At 61.5% G+C, this 15270-nt stretch carries 12 protein-coding genes; 9 read left to right on the forward strand and 3 right to left on the reverse strand.

Annotated features, from left to right (window positions below; translation table 11 throughout):
- The first annotated feature begins 60 nt into the window (after positions 1–60).
- Genes GR183_RS19670 through GR183_RS19685 form a run of 4 tightly spaced genes read left to right on the forward strand, consistent with a single transcriptional unit; the run spans position 61 to position 4256 of the window.
- Positions 61–363 (forward strand): virulence factor, encoded by a 303-nt coding sequence (locus GR183_RS19670; RefSeq protein WP_160777371.1) that lies wholly within the window; start codon positions 61–63, stop codon positions 361–363.
- Positions 356–1252 (forward strand): methylenetetrahydrofolate reductase, encoded by an 897-nt coding sequence (locus GR183_RS19675; RefSeq protein ID WP_160777372.1) that lies wholly within the window; start codon positions 356–358, stop codon positions 1250–1252. The genes GR183_RS19670 and GR183_RS19675 overlap by 8 nt, the downstream gene beginning before the upstream one ends.
- Positions 1249–2208, forward strand: a complete 960-nt coding sequence (locus GR183_RS19680; RefSeq protein ID WP_160777373.1) for a methyltetrahydrofolate cobalamin methyltransferase — start codon at positions 1249–1251, stop codon at positions 2206–2208. Before GR183_RS19675 ends, GR183_RS19680 begins: the two co-directional genes overlap by 4 nt.
- Before the next feature lie 11 nt (positions 2209–2219).
- Positions 2220–4256: an ASKHA domain-containing protein gene (locus tag GR183_RS19685; protein WP_160777374.1), complete on the forward strand. Its 2037-nt coding sequence runs from the start codon at positions 2220–2222 to the stop codon at positions 4254–4256.
- Positions 4257–4266: 10 nt separating this feature from the next.
- Here GR183_RS19685 and GR183_RS19690 read toward each other — a convergent pair whose 3' ends face one another.
- Positions 4267–4686: a winged helix-turn-helix transcriptional regulator gene (locus tag GR183_RS19690; RefSeq protein ID WP_160777375.1), complete on the reverse strand. Its 420-nt coding sequence runs from the start codon at positions 4684–4686 to the stop codon at positions 4267–4269.
- Positions 4687–4816: 130 nt separating this feature from the next.
- On the opposite strand from GR183_RS19690, the gene GR183_RS19695 reads away from it, so the two are divergent.
- Positions 4817–5650: a dienelactone hydrolase family protein gene (locus tag GR183_RS19695; protein ID WP_160777376.1), complete on the forward strand. Its 834-nt coding sequence runs from the start codon at positions 4817–4819 to the stop codon at positions 5648–5650.
- Between the two features lie 181 nt (positions 5651–5831).
- Here the strand turns inward: GR183_RS19695 and bmt are convergent, their stop codons facing one another.
- On the reverse strand, positions 5832–6833 hold the full coding sequence (bmt, locus tag GR183_RS19700) for a betaine--homocysteine S-methyltransferase (RefSeq protein WP_160777377.1): 1002 nt from the start codon (positions 6831–6833) through the stop codon (positions 5832–5834).
- 138 nt (positions 6834–6971) lie between these two features.
- Complete coding sequence (locus GR183_RS19705) at positions 6972–9482, reverse strand: GcvT family protein (RefSeq protein ID WP_160777378.1); 2511 nt, start codon at positions 9480–9482, stop codon at positions 6972–6974.
- A gap of 263 nt (positions 9483–9745) precedes the next feature.
- Between GR183_RS19705 and GR183_RS19710 the strand changes: the two genes are divergently transcribed.
- From GR183_RS19710 to GR183_RS19725, 4 genes are all read left to right on the forward strand, one after another.
- Positions 9746–11287 carry a trimethylamine methyltransferase family protein gene (locus tag GR183_RS19710; protein ID WP_160777379.1) on the forward strand — a complete coding sequence of 514 codons (1542 nt, stop codon included), beginning with the start codon at positions 9746–9748 and terminating at the stop codon, positions 11285–11287.
- Positions 11288–11517: 230 nt separating this feature from the next.
- Complete coding sequence (locus GR183_RS19715) at positions 11518–12606, forward strand: ABC transporter ATP-binding protein (RefSeq protein WP_160777380.1); 1089 nt, start codon at positions 11518–11520, stop codon at positions 12604–12606.
- A gap of 201 nt (positions 12607–12807) precedes the next feature.
- Entirely contained in the window at positions 12808–13908 is a 1101-nt protein-coding gene (locus tag GR183_RS19720; RefSeq protein WP_160777381.1) for an extracellular solute-binding protein, read from the forward strand.
- A gap of 88 nt (positions 13909–13996) precedes the next feature.
- A complete protein-coding gene (locus GR183_RS19725; RefSeq protein WP_160777382.1) occupies positions 13997–15265 on the forward strand; it encodes an ABC transporter permease in 1269 nt (422 codons plus the stop codon).
- Positions 15266–15270: the final 5 nt, after the last annotated feature.

The following is a 15270-nucleotide window of genomic DNA, read 5'->3' on the forward strand; positions in this document are numbered from 1 at the left end:
GTGAAAGCCGACCCGAAATGCATGCGCAGGCATGATGGCCCGACAATTCGGAGCGAAGGAATGGCAGACAGAATCGTCGTCTTCTGGCGGGACATCCCGGCACAGGTTCTGGTGAAGGCGGGCCGCAAGTCCGCGCGCCGCGAACTGCCGGAGCGTTTCATCCAGGCGATCGATCGCTGCGCGATGAAGGTGGGTGCGCGGGATACCGACGCCTATCTGGCCGAGTGGCGGCGCGGCGAGCCTCATTCCGTAAGCGACGATCTTGAGATGGAAGCCGACGCGGCCCTGGCGGAGCTTGAAGCCGCGTTCCCGACCGAGCGTTTGAAGACGCTCGTCGAAAACGGAGGGTTCGAACATGCCTGACACCCGCCTCAACGCCCAGGGGCTTATCGCGGCTTCCACGGAAGTCTCACCGCGCCAGGTTCTGGAAAAGCCTGAAAACCTGACCTATCTGCCGAAGCTGACGCGAGCCTACATCACCGACCTGGGCAACGCGAGCGAGGATGATATCGTGCTGGCCGCCCGGCGGGTTCATGAAGCCGGTCTCGTTCCGGTGCCGCATTTGGCTGCGCGCCGCTATCCGAGCGTTCAGGCTTTCGACCGGCGCATCCGCCGTCTCGTGGCTGAAGCGGGCGTGCGCGAAGTGCTGACGATTGCCGGTGAAGCGGAAAAGAGCGGCCCTCTCACCTCTTCCGTCGCGCTGATCGAGACCGGACTTTTCGACGAGCTCGGCATCGAGAGCATCGGCGTTGCCGGTCATCCGGAAGGCGCGCCCGCGATCCCGCAGGACACGATCCGCGCGTTCCTCGCCCGCAAGCATGAGCTTGCCGCCGAAAGCGACGCGCATTTCCATATCGTCACCCAGTTCGGCTTCGATCCGCATGCCGTCAGCGTCTGGCTTGACCAGTTGCAGGCCTGGGGCAACAAGTTCCCGGTGCACGTGGGCGTGGCCGGTCCCGCCAAACTGACGACGCTGATGAAATACGCAGCATTCGCCGGCATCGGCAATTCCATCGACTTCCTGAAGAAGCGTGGCGGCGCCGTTGTTTCAATGCTCTCGGGCTACGATCCGGAAACGATGGTCCGTCCGCTCGAAGCTCGCATCGAGGCGCGTCCCGACACCCAGCTCGAACAGATCCACGTCTATCCCTTCGGCGGCATCCAGAAGACGTCCGAATGGCTGGTGTCGCGTGGTAGCTGGTCCTTTCAGACCCATGCCCCTCTACCCAAGGCCTACGAGGTAGCTCAATGACCCGTACCATCGTCGCGTCCGCCAAGAAGGAAATCGCAATCGGCTTCGACCAGCCGTTCTGCGTGATCGGCGAACGCATCAACCCGACCGGACGCAAGAAGCTTGCCGCAGAAATGGCCGAGGGCAACTTCGAGACGGTGGTCAAGGACGCGCTGGATCAGGTTGCCGCGGGCGCGACCATGCTCGACGTCAACGCGGGCGTGACGGCGGTGAACCCGAACGAGACGGAGCCGCCGCTCCTCGTCAAGACGCTGGAGATCGTGCAGGACCTTGTCGACGTTCCGCTGTCGATCGACAGTTCGGTGACGGCGGCGATCGAGGCCGGCCTCAAGGTCGCCAAGGGCCGTCCGCTCGTGAATTCGGTGACGGGCGAGGAGGAAAAGCTCGAGGCGATCCTGCCGCTCATCAAGAAGTACAACGTGCCGGTCGTCGCGATCTCCAACGACGAGACGGGCATCTCCGAAGATCCGGACGTGCGTTTCGAGGTGGCGAGAAAGATCGTCCAGCGCGCGGCGGATTACGGCATCCCGGCGCATGACATCGTGGTCGATCCGCTCGTCATGCCAATTGGCGCCATGGGCACCGCCGGTCAGCAGGTCTTCCGCCTGCTGCGCCGCCTGCGTGAGGAGTTGAAGGTCAACACCACCTGCGGCCTGTCGAACATTTCCTTCGGCCTGCCGCATCGCCATGGCATCAACGCGGCCTTCATCCCCATGGTGATCGCCTCCGGCATGACCAGCGCCATCATGAACCCCTGCCGCCCGCAGGAGATGGAAATGGTGCATGCCGCCAACGTGCTGAACGGCACGGATGCGAACTGCACCAACTGGATCATGACCTATCGCGACCATGGCGCCGGCGCCGCCGCTTCCACCGGTGCGCCGGGAGCATCCGCGGATGCGGGTGCCGGACGCCGCCGTGGCGGCCGTGAATCTAGGCGCCGCGCGCAAGCGTAAGCCTGTACACTATGACGGTGACGCAAAAACTCGCGAAAGTCGTATTTCAGCCGAGCGGCCGGCGGGGTCAATTCCCCGTCGGCACGCCTGTGCTCGATGCTGCCCGCTCGCTGGGCGTTTACGTTGAGTCCGTTTGTGGCGGTCGCGCCACTTGCGGTCGCTGCCAGGTAAGCTGTTCGGAAGGCACCTTCGCCAAGGAAGGTATAGTCTCCTCGCGCGACAATCTGGGCGAAGTGACAAGCGCCGAAGCCCGTTACAAGGAAATTCGCGGCCTTGCGCCCGATCGCCGTCTCTCCTGCCAGGCGACGGTCCAGGGCGACATGGTCATCGATGTGCCCTCGGAAGCTCAAACCAACCGGCAGATCGTGCGCAAGCGTGCCGAAAACGTTCGCGTGCCGGTCGACAGCACCGTTTCGCTGGTCACCGTCACCATCGCCGAACCGGATATGGAAGTTCCGCGCGGCGATGCCGACCGTCTTTTGGATGCGCTGAAGAGCGAAACCGGAATTCAGGATCTCTCGCTCGATTTCACGCTCCTGCGCTCCGTTCAGGGCACGCTTCGCGCTGGTCACTGGACCGTCACGGCCGCAATCTGGCAGGACGACAAGGCGCGGCCCACTGTCATCGCGCTCTGGCCCGGTGAAAAGCGCACGGTCTACGGCATGGCCGTCGACATCGGCTCCACCACGATCGCCGCTCACCTTTGCGACCTGACGAATGGGCGCACCGTCGCCTCCGCCGGCACGTCGAACCCGCAGATACGCTTCGGCGAAGATCTGATGTCTCGGGTCTCCTACCTGCAGATGAACCCGGACCGTCAGCCGGACCTCACTAAAGCCGTACGCGACGCGATCAACTCGCTCGTTCAGAAGCTGGTGGATGACATCGGGGCGAAACGCAGCGACATTCTGGATGCCGTCTTCGTCGGCAATCCGATCATGCATCACCTTTTCCTCGGCATCGACCCGACGGAACTGGGCGGTGCGCCGTTCGCGCTTGCGGTTTCCGATGCGGTTCATACCCGCGCAATCGATATCGATCTCGACCTGAACCTCGGCGCAAGGGTCTACACCCTGCCCTGCATCGCCGGACACGTCGGCGCGGATGCGGCAGCCGCAACCCTTTCCACCGCGCCTTATGACAGCGACCCGATCACGCTTCTGGTCGATGTCGGCACGAACGCCGAAATCGTCCTCGGCAACCGTGAGCGTGTCCTTGCGGCCAGTTCGCCGACAGGGCCTGCCTTCGAAGGGGCGGAGATCTCCTGCGGCCAGCGTGCGGCTCCCGGTGCGATAGAGCGCATCCGCATCGACCCCGAGACGCTTGAACCGCGCTTCAAGGTTATCGGCGCAGATCCCTGGTCGGACGAGGAGAATTTCGCGGAAGCTGCCGAATTCGTCGGCGTAACCGGCATTTGCGGCTCCGGCATCATCGAGGCCGTAGCCGAGCTTTACATGGCGGGCGTTATCACGACCGACGGCTTGATAGACGGCTCTCTTGCCGCGAAAAGCCCGCGCATTGTCCAGAACGGGCGCACGTTCGAGTATCACATCACCGATTTCACGACGCCGATCTCGATCCGCCAGACGGATATTCGCGCCATCCAGCTTGCCAAGGCGGCGCTCTATGCCGGCGTGAAGCTGTTGCAGGATAAGCTCGGCGGCGCGCCGATCGAGCGTATCCGCCTTGCCGGCGCCTTCGGCAGCTACATCGATACCAAATACGCGATGATCCTCGGCCTTATTCCCGATTGCGAGCTTGAGAATGTCTCAGGCATCGGCAACGCGGCGGGCACGGGCGCGCGTATCGCTCTCGTCAACCGTGCCAAGCGGCGCGAGATCGAGCGTGTGGTACGCGACATCGAGAAGATCGAAACGGCGCTTGAGCCGAAATTCCAGGAGCATTTCGTCAACGCGATGGCGATCCCGAACAAGGTCGATCCCTTCGAGAAGCTTCGCGCCGCCGTGACCCTGCCCGCGCCAAGGGTGATGGACGAAGCGGATGCACCGGATGACGGCGGACGTCGTCGAAGACGGCGGCGGGGGTAGGACTGCTTGTCTAAGGCGCCGTATCCGTCCTGAGCGCCAGTCTGGCTTCTTCCAGGGGAACGATCTCCCCCGCCTCATCCACTAATGTCACATGTAGTCGCCGGCCGCTCTTGCCGCTGACAACCTGCACCGGCGCTTCACTCCGGCTGACGTGTTTTTCGCCCCACTGCGTCAAGGCAAGCATCGTCAGCGCCAGCTCCCTGCCGGCTTCCGTAAGCACGTAGCTATAGCGCACCCGTTCGCCCGGCTCCTGATAGGGCTGGCGCGTCATCAATCCGTTCTCGACGAGCTTGCGAAGCCGGTCCGACAGCATGGAGCGCGTTACGTCGAGATCGGCGCGCATATCGTCAAAACGCCGCACACCGTAAAAAGCCTCTCGAAGGACAAGAAGCGTCCAACGGTCTCCGACAACTTCAGTTGCCAGTGCCATTGGGCAGGCCTCTTTCGGAACCGCCGCTCGATGCCTGATGTCCGTCCGATTATCTGAGTTTGACATTTGGAACCAGATAGCTGAAAACGAGCTGAGTTCAAAATACAGACTTATATGGGATAGCGTCATCATGGAAAACAACCGGATCGAAGCGGATCCGCTGACCGATTTCGAAGTTCGGCAGATCACCTTGGACGGCACCACCAAACGTGTCTACGTCTCGGGAAAAGGACCGGCCGTGATCGTCATGGCGGAAATGCCCGGAATCAGCCCCCGCATCGCCCGTTTCGCGCGCTGGGTTCGTGACGCTGGTTTTACCGTTTTCATGCCCTCATTGTTCGGGCCGGATGGCGCGGTCCCGAGCGCGGATGAAGGGGCCGCTGTTTTCAGGCGCGCCTGCATCAGCTTTGAATTTCATGCGCTAGCAGGGAAAGGCGCAAGCCCTGTCACTGAATGGCTGCGCGCTCTCGCGAGGCACGCTCACGAGGAATGCGGCGGGGAAGGTGTTGGCGCAATCGGCATGTGCTTTACCGGCAACTTCGCCCTTTCGATGATGCTGGAGCCGAAAGTGCTTGCCCCGGTCGTCGCGCAGCCATCGCTTCCGCTTGACGATCCGGAAGGCATTGAAAGTTCACCTGAGGAACTGGCTGCCGTACGCCAGCGTCTGGAAAATGAAGACCTGACCGTTCTCGCCTATCGCTTCGAGGGAGACCAGATTTGCAAGGCGCAGCGGTTCGCGGCCTATTCCAAGGCGTTGGGGCCGAATTTCATGCCCCGCACGCTGCCGGACAGCGCGGCGAATGCCAGCGTCGATCCGTTCTTCGAAAAACACGTCCCTTTCCCGCACTCCGTATTTACGCAGCATCTCATCGACGTGGCGGGCGAACCCACTTTGCAGGCAAGAGACGAAATCCTGGCTTTCTTCGAAAAGCGGCTTTCCACGAAAGCGCGAACGCTTTCGTGATAAGAAATCGGCTCCAATATCAATATTTTGAGCACATCCTGATCGCGAAATTCGGCTCAGATTTCGCGGGATATGCTCTAGCTCCAACGCATCTCTCTTGTCATCCCGGACGCGGTGCAGCACGAAGTGATGCTTCGCAGAGCCGGGATCTCCCTCCAAGCGCTGTGTCGCCAGCAACCTGTCATCCCCTTCTCCGCCGCGACCGCCTGCCCTCGCCGCCGTTCCCGGCCGAAGGCGGAGCGACAAGCGGACCGATATCGCTGGTGATACGCTCAAGATCCGGGCGGGTCTCTGCCTTGTGCGTATCCATGGCCTTGCGCATTGCGGCGATATGCTCGGCTGATGTGCCGCAGCAGCCGCCGATGATCTTCACGCCCGCATCCATCGCCAGCTCGACATAGCGAGCCATCAGGTCCGGCGTGCCGGTATAGACCACCTCGTCGCCCCGGATTTCGGGAATGCCGCAGTTCGCCTTGGCGATGACGATGGCATCCGGGTTCACCTCGGTGATTTCGAGCATCGCCGCCAGCAGGTCAGATGCGCCGACACCGCAGTTGGAGCCGTAGGCGACCGGTTCGCAAGCGAATTGGCCGGCAAGCTCGCCCATGCCCTTGGGCGAAAGGCCCATCATCGTCTTGCCCGCCGTATCGAAGCTTGCCGTCACGACGAAAGGCATGTCGCATTTCGCAGCCGCTTCCGCCGCCGCCTTCATCTCGTCCGGCGAGGACATGGTCTCGATCCAGGCGACGTCGGCACCCTCTTCCTTGAGCGCCGCGATCTGTTCGGCGAAGGCCTCGACGGCGTCTTCATAAGTGAGCGCGCCGAGAGGTGCCAGCAATTCGCCCGTCGGGCCGACGGAGCCCGCCACGATCACCGGGTGATCGGCGGCTTCGGCCACATTCCGGGCAATCGCCACGCCTGCCTTGTTGAACTCGGCCACCCGATCCTGAAAGTTATGCAGCTTCAGGCGGTGCCTGTTCGCGCCGAAGGTGTTGGTCAGGATGATGTCCGATCCCGCCTTCACGAAACCTTCGTGCAACGCGCGCACCTTGTCGGGCTGGGTGACGTTCCACTCTTCAGGCGGATCGCCGGAGGTCAGCCCCATGGCGAATAGGTTCGTGCCCGTCGCGCCATCGGCGAGCAGCGCACCCTTTTCCCGGATCAGGTCCTGAAGGCTCGGCAAGTGAGTTCTCCTGCAAAAGCGCCCCGCAGCCGAGAGCGACTGCGAGGTTACCGAGACTCGTAATACGGAAGGCCCCGGCTGCAAAGCATTGCGGTTGCGATCTTCACAGCCGGGGCGGAAAGCTTTTCGTCTACCCTATCAGGCTCGGAGAGCTTCGTTCTCCGGGTCGAACGGGCTTTCTGGGACGACCGTCGCGCGGTGCATTCGGCCCAGGATCTTGATCTCAAGCTCCGTGCCGACTTCGGCAAGATCCGGGTGCACCATGGCAAGGGCAAGGCTTTTGCCGACGCGCCAGCCATATCCGCCAGACGTCGCCCGGCCGACGAGCTCGCCGCCACGGTAGATCGCCTCGTTGCCGCGCGCATCCGCGTCCGTGACGTCGTGAACTTCCATCGTGACGAACTGCCACTTGAAACCGCGTTCCTTCCAGGCCTCCAACCCCGCCTTGCCGAGGAAATCTTCCTTGTCGAGGCGCACGAACCGGTCGAGACCGCTTTCAAGCGCGGAATATTCGATCGAAAGTTCGCGCGGGATCAGGCGGTAGGACTTTTCGAGCCGCATGGAATCCATCGCCCGGATGCCGAACGGCTTGATGCCGAATTCCGCACCTGCCTCCATCAGGAGGTCGAATATCGTGGTCTGCATCTCGATCGGGTGGTGGAACTCCCAGCCAAGTTCGCCGACGAAGTTGACGCGAAGCGCGTCGGCCATCGCGTGGCCGATGCTGATGCGCTTGCCCGTCAGCCACGGGAACGCCTTGTTGGAAAGATCGGCGTCCGTCAGCTTGGCAAGCACGTCGCGCGCCTTCGGCCCTGCCAGCACCAGCACGCCATAGGCCGTCGTCACCGGGGTGAAGCGAACCGAACCATCTGTCGGCAGGAGCTTCTGGAGGACGTCGTGGTCGTGGCGCTCGAAAGCGCCGGCCGAGACGAGATAGTAGCTTTGCGGGCCAGTCTTGTAGACCGTGAACTCGGACTTCACGCCGCCGTATTTCGTCAGCAGGTGACAGAGGCCCACGCGACCGATCTTTTTCGGGATCTTGTTGGCCAGAATGCGCTCAAGCCAGCTTTCAGCGCCCGGCCCCTTGATCGTGCATTTGGCGAAGGCCGACATATCGAGAAGGCCAACGTTTTCATGCACGTTCCGGCATTCATTGCCAACATGCTCGAAGTAGTTCGAGCGGCGGAAGGAATATTTCTCCACGATCCGCCCATCGTCGAGCGCGGGCGAATGGTTCTCGTTGAGGAGAACGTCGGGCCGGTTCAGGTCTTCTTCGGTGAGTTGGTAGCCTTGCGGGGCGAACCAGTTCGGCCGTTCCCAGCCGTAGACGGAGCCGAAGACGGCGCCGAGCGCCTTCATCCGGTCGTAGCAGGGTGCGCGTTTCAGCGGGCGGGCCGCCGCGCGTTCCTCGTCCGGGAAGTGCGTGGTGAAGACGTTGGCGTAGGCTTCCTCGTTCTTCTGCTTCAGGTAGCCGCGCGAGGCATAGGGGCCGAAGCGGCGCGGATCGACGCCCATCATGTCGATGGAGGGCTCCCCTTCCACGATCCATTCGGCAAGCTGCCAGCCGGCACCGCCTGCTGCCGTCACGCCGAAGGAATGGCCTTCGTTCAGCCAGAAATTCTTGAGGTCCCACGCCGGGCCGATGATCGGCGAGCCGTCGGGCGTATAGGCGATTGCGCCGTTGTAGACCTGCTTAACGCCCACTTCGCCGAAGGCCGGAACGCGCGCGATCGCGGTTTCGATATGCGGCTCCAGGCGCTCCAGGTCTTCCTGGAAAAGCTCGTACTCGCTGTCGTCCGACGGCCCGTCGACATAGCAGCACGGCGCGCCGACCTCATAGGGACCAAGCAGCAACCCGCCGTTTTCCTCGCGCATGTACCAGGATGAATCGCTCTCGCGCAGCACGCCCATTTCCGGCAGACCCGCCTTCTGGCGCTCCACGATCGCAGGGTGCGGTTCGGTGACGATATACTGGTGTTCCACCGGGATCACCGGCACATCGATGCCGACCATCTCGCCGGTCTTGCGCGCGAAATTGCCCGTTGCGGTAACGATGTGCTCGCAGGTGATATCGCCCTTGTCGGTGGAGACGACCCATTCCCCGCCCGGCTTCTGCTCGATGCCGGTAACGGTCGTATAGCGGTAGATCTCGGCCCCGCCCGCGCGTGCGCCCTTTGCCAGGGCTTGCGTCAGGTCCGCCGGCTGCACATAGCCGTCGTCGACGTGCTGGATCGCACCCAGAAGATCGTCCGTCTCGCAAAGCGGCCAGATCTCCTTCACCTGCTCGGGCGTGAGGATCTTCACGTTGACGCCGATCGTCTCCGCCACACCGGCGTAATACATGTATTCGTCCCAGCGGTCCTTGGTGCGCGCGAGGCGAATGTTGGAGCACTGGCGCAGGCCGACGTGCTGGCCCGTTTCCGCTTCCAGGCTCTCGTAAAGCTTGACCGAATACTTGTGGATCTGGCCGACCGAGTAGCTCATGTTGAACAGCGGCAGGAGGCCGGCGGCGTGCCATGTGGAGCCGGAGGTCAGTTCCTTGCGCTCGATCAGCACAACATCGGACCATCCCTTCTTCACCAGATGGTATAGCGTCGACACGCCGACGACGCCGCCGCCGATTACCACAACACGCGCGTGACTTTTCATCCTCGTCTTCCTTGCCCGTCCGGCCAGATGCCTGATCGCCGGAAAATATCGTTTCGATTTGAATTCACCCTAAGAAACATGGGTGGGCGCAGGACGTGCCGGCGCGACAGGAAATGTCGTCAACGCGCCATGCTGGCATGCGGTCGCACTTGTGGGTCGACATGACGGATTTGACCAATGCGGCGACGGTTTGACGCCGCAGGCGCGAGCCGGGCGGGCGCACAGTAGGCCATCTGCATATGCCTTAAAAAAGGTCGACAAGAATGACTGATTTGGACGTGCGTGGCGCAAGGCGGGGACGGGCGGCGCGGCGCGATCGCCGGAGCGGCGGACAGACCGCCATCGCCACCCCCTATATTTCCCGCAACATCCCGCTGATCGATTTTCTTTCCGATGAGGGGGCCGAGATCGTCGAGGCCAATGCCGACAGGATCCTCCAGGAAATCGGCATCGAGTTTCGCGACGATCCGGATACGCTCAAGATCTGGAAGGATGCCGGCGCCGACGTCTCCGGCGAACGCGTGCGTTTTGACAAGGGCATGCTGCGCGAAATCGTAAAGACCGCACCTTCACAGTTCACCCAGCACGCGCGAAATCCTGCCCGCAACGCCGAGATCGGCGGAAACAATACCGTCTTCGCGCCCGTCTACGGCCCCCCCTTCGTGACCGACCTCGACAACGGCCGCCGTTACGGCACGATCGAGGATTTCCGGAATTTCGTGAAGCTCGCCTATTCCTCGCCGTGGATGCACCATTCCGGCGGCACGGTGTGCGAGCCGGTCGACCTTCCGGTCAACAAGCGCCACTTCGATATGGTCTACAGCCATATCAAGTATTCGGACAAACCATTCATGGGATCCGTCACGGCGGCCGAGCGCGCAGCCGATTCGGTCGAGATGGCGAAGATCGTCTTCGGCGAGGAGTTCGTCGACAACAACTGCGTGATGATCCAGCTCATCAACGCGAACTCGCCGCTCGTTTTCGATTCCACCATGCTCGGCGCCCTCAAGGTCTATGCGGCGGCGAACCAGGCCTGCATCGTCTCGCCGTTCATCCTCGCAGGCGCCATGAGCCCGGTTACCGTCGCCGGCACGCTTGCCCAGCTTTACGCCGAAGCACTTGCCGGCTGCGCCCTGACGCAGCTCATCCGCCCCGGCGCGCCTGTGGTTTTCGGCGCCTTCGTGTCGTCGATCTCCATGCAGTCGGGCGCGCCCACGTTCGGCTCGCCGGAGGGCACGCTGCTTTTGAACGGCGCCGCGAAACTCGCCCGCCGTTTGGGCCTGCCCTTCCGCTCGGGCGGCTCCTTCACCTCCTCAAAGACGCCGGACGCCCAGTCCGCGCAGGAATCGGCGCACACGATCAATGCCACCGTGCTTTCCGGCGTGAATTTCGCCCTGCATTCCGCCGGCTGGCTGGAGGGTGGGCTTTGCTCTTCCTACGAGAAGTTCATCATGGATGCCGATCAGCTCGGCATGATGCATGTGCTGGCGAAGGGCATCGATCTTTCGGAGGAAGCCCAGGCTATGGATGCGCTGAACGAAGTCGGTCCCGGCGGTCACTTCCTGGGTGCCTCGCACACGCAGCGCAATTTCGAGGCAGCTTTCTTTCGCTCCGAAATCGCGGACAACAACTCGTTCGAGCAATGGGTCTCCGACGGCAGCAGGGACGCGGCACAGCGCGCAAATCAGCGCTGGAAGGCGATGCTCTCCGAATACGAGGCGCCCGAGCTCGATCCGGCTATCGACGAACAGCTCGTCTCGTTCATGACAAGGAGAAAGTCTGAATTCCCGGACAGCAACGTCTGAAAGACCGTAAATAATACTGACCAATAGGTAATAAGGCAGTCAGCGTGCATAAATTGCGTGCTGACTGCCCATTGTTAATACGATTACTGCACAATTTTCTTTACTCCACCGATTTTAGAAAGTTGCCCTTGATTTCATAAACTTTGGCGTTACTGTGACGGAAAAACCAGAGCAGGCCCGCCGTTCAACCCAACGGCTGAGACCAAAGAAAAAGGGGGCAGTTTCAGGCTGTGAGCGAAAAAGACATTATCGTCTCGTTCAGCGAGGTGCAGAAATCGTACGACGGCGTATCGCTCGTCGTGAAAAACCTCAACCTTGATATCCAGCGCGGCGAGTTCCTGACGATGCTCGGCCCGTCGGGTTCCGGAAAGACGACCTGCCTCATGATGCTGGCAGGGTTCGAATCCGCCACCCATGGCGAGATTTATCTGAACGGCCGCCCGATCAACAATGTGCCGCCGCACAAGCGCGGCATCGGCATGGTTTTCCAGAACTATGCCCTTTTCCCGCATATGACCGTCGCGGAAAATCTCGCGTTTCCTCTGCAGGTTCGCAAGATGAGCAAGGCCGAGCAGGAACAGAAGGTCAAGCGCGCGCTGGAGATGGTGGAGCTTGGCGCCTTCGGCAATCGCCGCCCGGCTCAGCTTTCAGGCGGTCAGCAGCAGCGCGTGGCGGTTGCCCGCGCCCTTGTTTTCGAGCCTGAACTCGTGCTGATGGACGAGCCTCTCGGCGCTCTCGACAAGCAGCTGCGCGAGCAGATGCAGTTCGAGATCAAGCACATTCACGAGAATCTCGGCGTGTCGGTCGTCTACGTGACGCACGACCAGTCGGAAGCGCTGACCATGTCGGACCGCATCGCCGTCTTCAACGACGGGATCATCCAGCAGCTTTCGGGTCCTGACGATCTCTATGAAGATCCGCAGAATTCCTTCGTCGCCCAGTTCATCGGCGAGAACAACAAGCTGGAAGGCAAGGTCACGCACGTGAACGGCAGCCTGTGCGATGTCGAACTCGACGACGGCACCAGGCTCAAGGCCGACAAGGTCAATGTGAATGCCGTCGGTGACCGGACGACCCTGTCGCTCAGGCCGGAGCGAATCGAGTTCGAACCGCAAGGTCTTGAAAATATCGTGAAAGGCAAGGTCGAGGAACTGATCTACCTCGGCGACCACATTCGTGTTCGAATGGATGTCGCAGGTAATCGGGAGTTCGTCGTCAAGGTCCGCAACCGCGGCCAGAAACGCGATCTCGCCGTGGGCCAGATGGTCGATATCGGATGGGCCGCGGACGACTGCAAGGCACTCGACTTTGTGCAGTAGGAATTGGGGCGCCGGAGCCTCCGGCAACGCCTGATGCGGGCCTGAACTGGCGGCACGCACGCCAGGGATCGCCTCTTCAGGCCGGCACGACGAAGGCCGTTGCCGCCGGCAGGCTTCCTATCCGCCCCGTCGAAATACCGGGTGAAGAACCAATCCGGTAAATGCCTCCAACGAGAGGACAACCTGAAAAGGGGAGATAATATGAATCTCAAGACGCTTATTCTGGCTACCACGGCCACGGCGATGTTCGCCGGTGCCGCGGTCGCCAAGGACATGACGATCGTGTCGTGGGGCGGTGCGTATTCTGCAAGCCAGAACAACGCCTACCACAAGCCCTACATGGAGCAGCATCCCGACATCAACATCATCAACGACGAATCCTCCAACGAGGCCGTCGCCAAGCTGCGCGCCATGAACGAGGCGGGCAACATCACCTGGGATCTTGTTGACGTCGTCGCTTCCGATGCCATTCGCCTTTGTGACGAAGGCCTTGCGATGGAAATCAATTTTGACGAGATGCTCGCCCCGGCTCCGGACGGAACACCCGCCTCGGAAGACTTTGGCGACCTGATCGTCTCCGATTGCTTCATCCCGCAGATCGTCTATTCGACCACCTTCGGTTACCGGTCGGACGTTGCCGAGTGGAACGGCAAGGAACCGCAAGACATTTGCGCCGTGTTCGACCTGGAGAACTTCCCCGGCAAGCGTTCGCTCGAAAAGCGCCCCATCAACAACATGGAATGGGCTCTTCTGTGCGACGGCGTGGCAAAGGACGAAGTCTACGACGTGCTTGAGACCGAGGAAGGCGTGAACCGCGCGCTTGCCAAGCTCGACACCATCAAGGACCAGGTTGTCTGGTGGTCTGCGGGCGCAGAAACGCCGCAGCTTCTGGCCGACAAGGAAGTCGTCATCGGCTCCACCTACAACGGCCGCCTCTTCTCCTTGATCGAAGAGCAGAAGCAGCCGGTGAAGATGCTCTGGGACGCCCAGGTGTTCGACCTTGACGGGTGGATCATCCCGACCGGCCTTCCCGAGGACCGCCTGCAGATGGTCAAGGACTATCTGTATTTCGCGACCGATACGCAGCGTCTGGCCGACCAGGCGAAGTACATCTCCTACGGCCCGGCCCGCAAGTCCTCGGCTCCGCTCGTCGGCAAGCACGCCACGCTCGGCATCGACATGGCGCCGCATATGCCGACGGATCCGGCCAACGCGACGAACACCTTCCTGTATAACTACGAGTGGTGGGCGGACTATCGCGACGATCTCGACGCCAAGTTCCAGGCTTGGCTGACGCAGTAAGATCACGTCATGAAGACGGGGCCTCAGCGGCCCCGTCTTTGCTCAAGAAATCCTTCCGGTACAAACGACAAAAAGCGCGAATACCGCCATGACGGATACAACGGCCAACGGTGGACCGGTCCTGACAACGCAGGACGGAACGCCTCTCAAGGTCAGCCTCGCAAGAGCGCTCAGGCGCGAGAAGATGCGCTCGCTGGTGCTCATCGCGCCGCTGCTCATCTTCATTCTGGTCTCGTTCCTCTTGCCGATCGCGGACATGCTGTTCCGTTCGGTTGAAAACCGCATCGTCGCCGACACGCTGCCGAAGACGGTGGCCGCGTTGAGCGCATGGAACGCCTCGAGCGGGGAACTTCCCGACGAGAATGTCTATGCCGCCCTTCACGACGACCTTTTGATTGCGGTGGATGAAAAGTCCCATACGCGCCTTGGCTCCCGGCTCAACTATGAGCTTTCGGGCATGTCCAGCCTGTTCCGCAAGACGGGCCGGCGTGTCGACCGTATGGACGAGGGCAATTACAAGGAACAGTTCATCAAGGTCGACAAGGACTGGGGCAAGGTCGAGACCTGGCTGTTCCTCAAGCGCTATTCGCCGAAATATACGCCCGGCTACTTCCTGAACGCGGTCGACGCCGAATACGGCATCGAAGGCATCAAGATGAAGCCGGAGGATGAGCGCATCTATCTCTACCTCTTCTGGCGCACGATGTTCCTCAGCATGGTCATCACCGGCTCATGCCTGCTGCTTGGATATCCGATCGCCTTCCTTCTGGCGAACCTGCCGCTGCGCTACTCGAACCTCTTGATGATCCTGGTGCTTCTGCCCTTCTGGACGTCGCTTCTCGTGCGAACGTCCGCCTGGAAGGTGCTGCTGCAGCAGCAAGGCGTGATCAACGACACGCTGGTATGGCTCGGCCTCGTTTCCAATACCGACCGTATCGTCATGATCAACAATCAGACCGGCACGATCATCGCCATGACGCACATCCTGCTGCCGTTCATGATCCTGCCGCTCTATTCGGTCATGCGCACGATCTCGCCGTCCTACATGCGCGCGGCCAGAAGCCTCGGCGCGACGGACTGGACCGCTTTCTGGCGGGTCTATTTCCCGCAGACGATCCCCGGCATCGGCGCCGGCGCGATCCTGGTCTTCATCCTGTCGATCGGTTACTACATCACGCCGGAACTTGTCGGCGGCACCGACGGCATCTTCATCTCCAACCGTATCGCCTACCACATCTCGTCGTCGCTCAACTGGGGGCTTGCGGCCGCGCTCGGCGTCATCCTGCTGTCGCTCGTGCTGCTGCTCTTCTACGTCTACGACAAGATCGTCGGCATCGATAACGTGAAGCTCGGTTAAGGAGG

It is taken from the genome of Stappia sediminis (assembly GCF_009826895.1).
Classification (GTDB): Bacteria; Pseudomonadota; Alphaproteobacteria; order Rhizobiales; family Stappiaceae; genus Hongsoonwoonella; species Hongsoonwoonella sediminis.

Bases quoted from the DNA above. Each gene is read 5' to 3' on its own strand.
- GR183_RS19670 (WP_160777371.1), top strand. From the start codon at position 61: ATGGCAGACAGAATCGTCGTCTTCTGGCGGGACATCCCGGCACAGGTT.
- GR183_RS19675 (WP_160777372.1), top strand. From the start codon at position 356: ATGCCTGACACCCGCCTCAACGCCCAGGGGCTTATCGCGGCTTCCACG.
- GR183_RS19680 (WP_160777373.1), top strand. From the start codon at position 1,249: ATGACCCGTACCATCGTCGCGTCCGCCAAGAAGGAAATCGCAATCGGC.
- GR183_RS19685 (WP_160777374.1), top strand. From the start codon at position 2,220: ATGACGGTGACGCAAAAACTCGCGAAAGTCGTATTTCAGCCGAGCGGC.
- GR183_RS19690 (WP_160777375.1), bottom strand. From the start codon at position 4,686: ATGGCACTGGCAACTGAAGTTGTCGGAGACCGTTGGACGCTTCTTGTC.
- GR183_RS19695 (WP_160777376.1), top strand. From the start codon at position 4,817: ATGGAAAACAACCGGATCGAAGCGGATCCGCTGACCGATTTCGAAGTT.
- GR183_RS19705 (WP_160777378.1), bottom strand. From the start codon at position 9,482: ATGAAAAGTCACGCGCGTGTTGTGGTAATCGGCGGCGGCGTCGTCGGC.
- GR183_RS19710 (WP_160777379.1), top strand. From the start codon at position 9,746: ATGACTGATTTGGACGTGCGTGGCGCAAGGCGGGGACGGGCGGCGCGG.
- GR183_RS19720 (WP_160777381.1), top strand. From the start codon at position 12,808: ATGAATCTCAAGACGCTTATTCTGGCTACCACGGCCACGGCGATGTTC.
- GR183_RS19725 (WP_160777382.1), top strand. From the start codon at position 13,997: ATGACGGATACAACGGCCAACGGTGGACCGGTCCTGACAACGCAGGAC.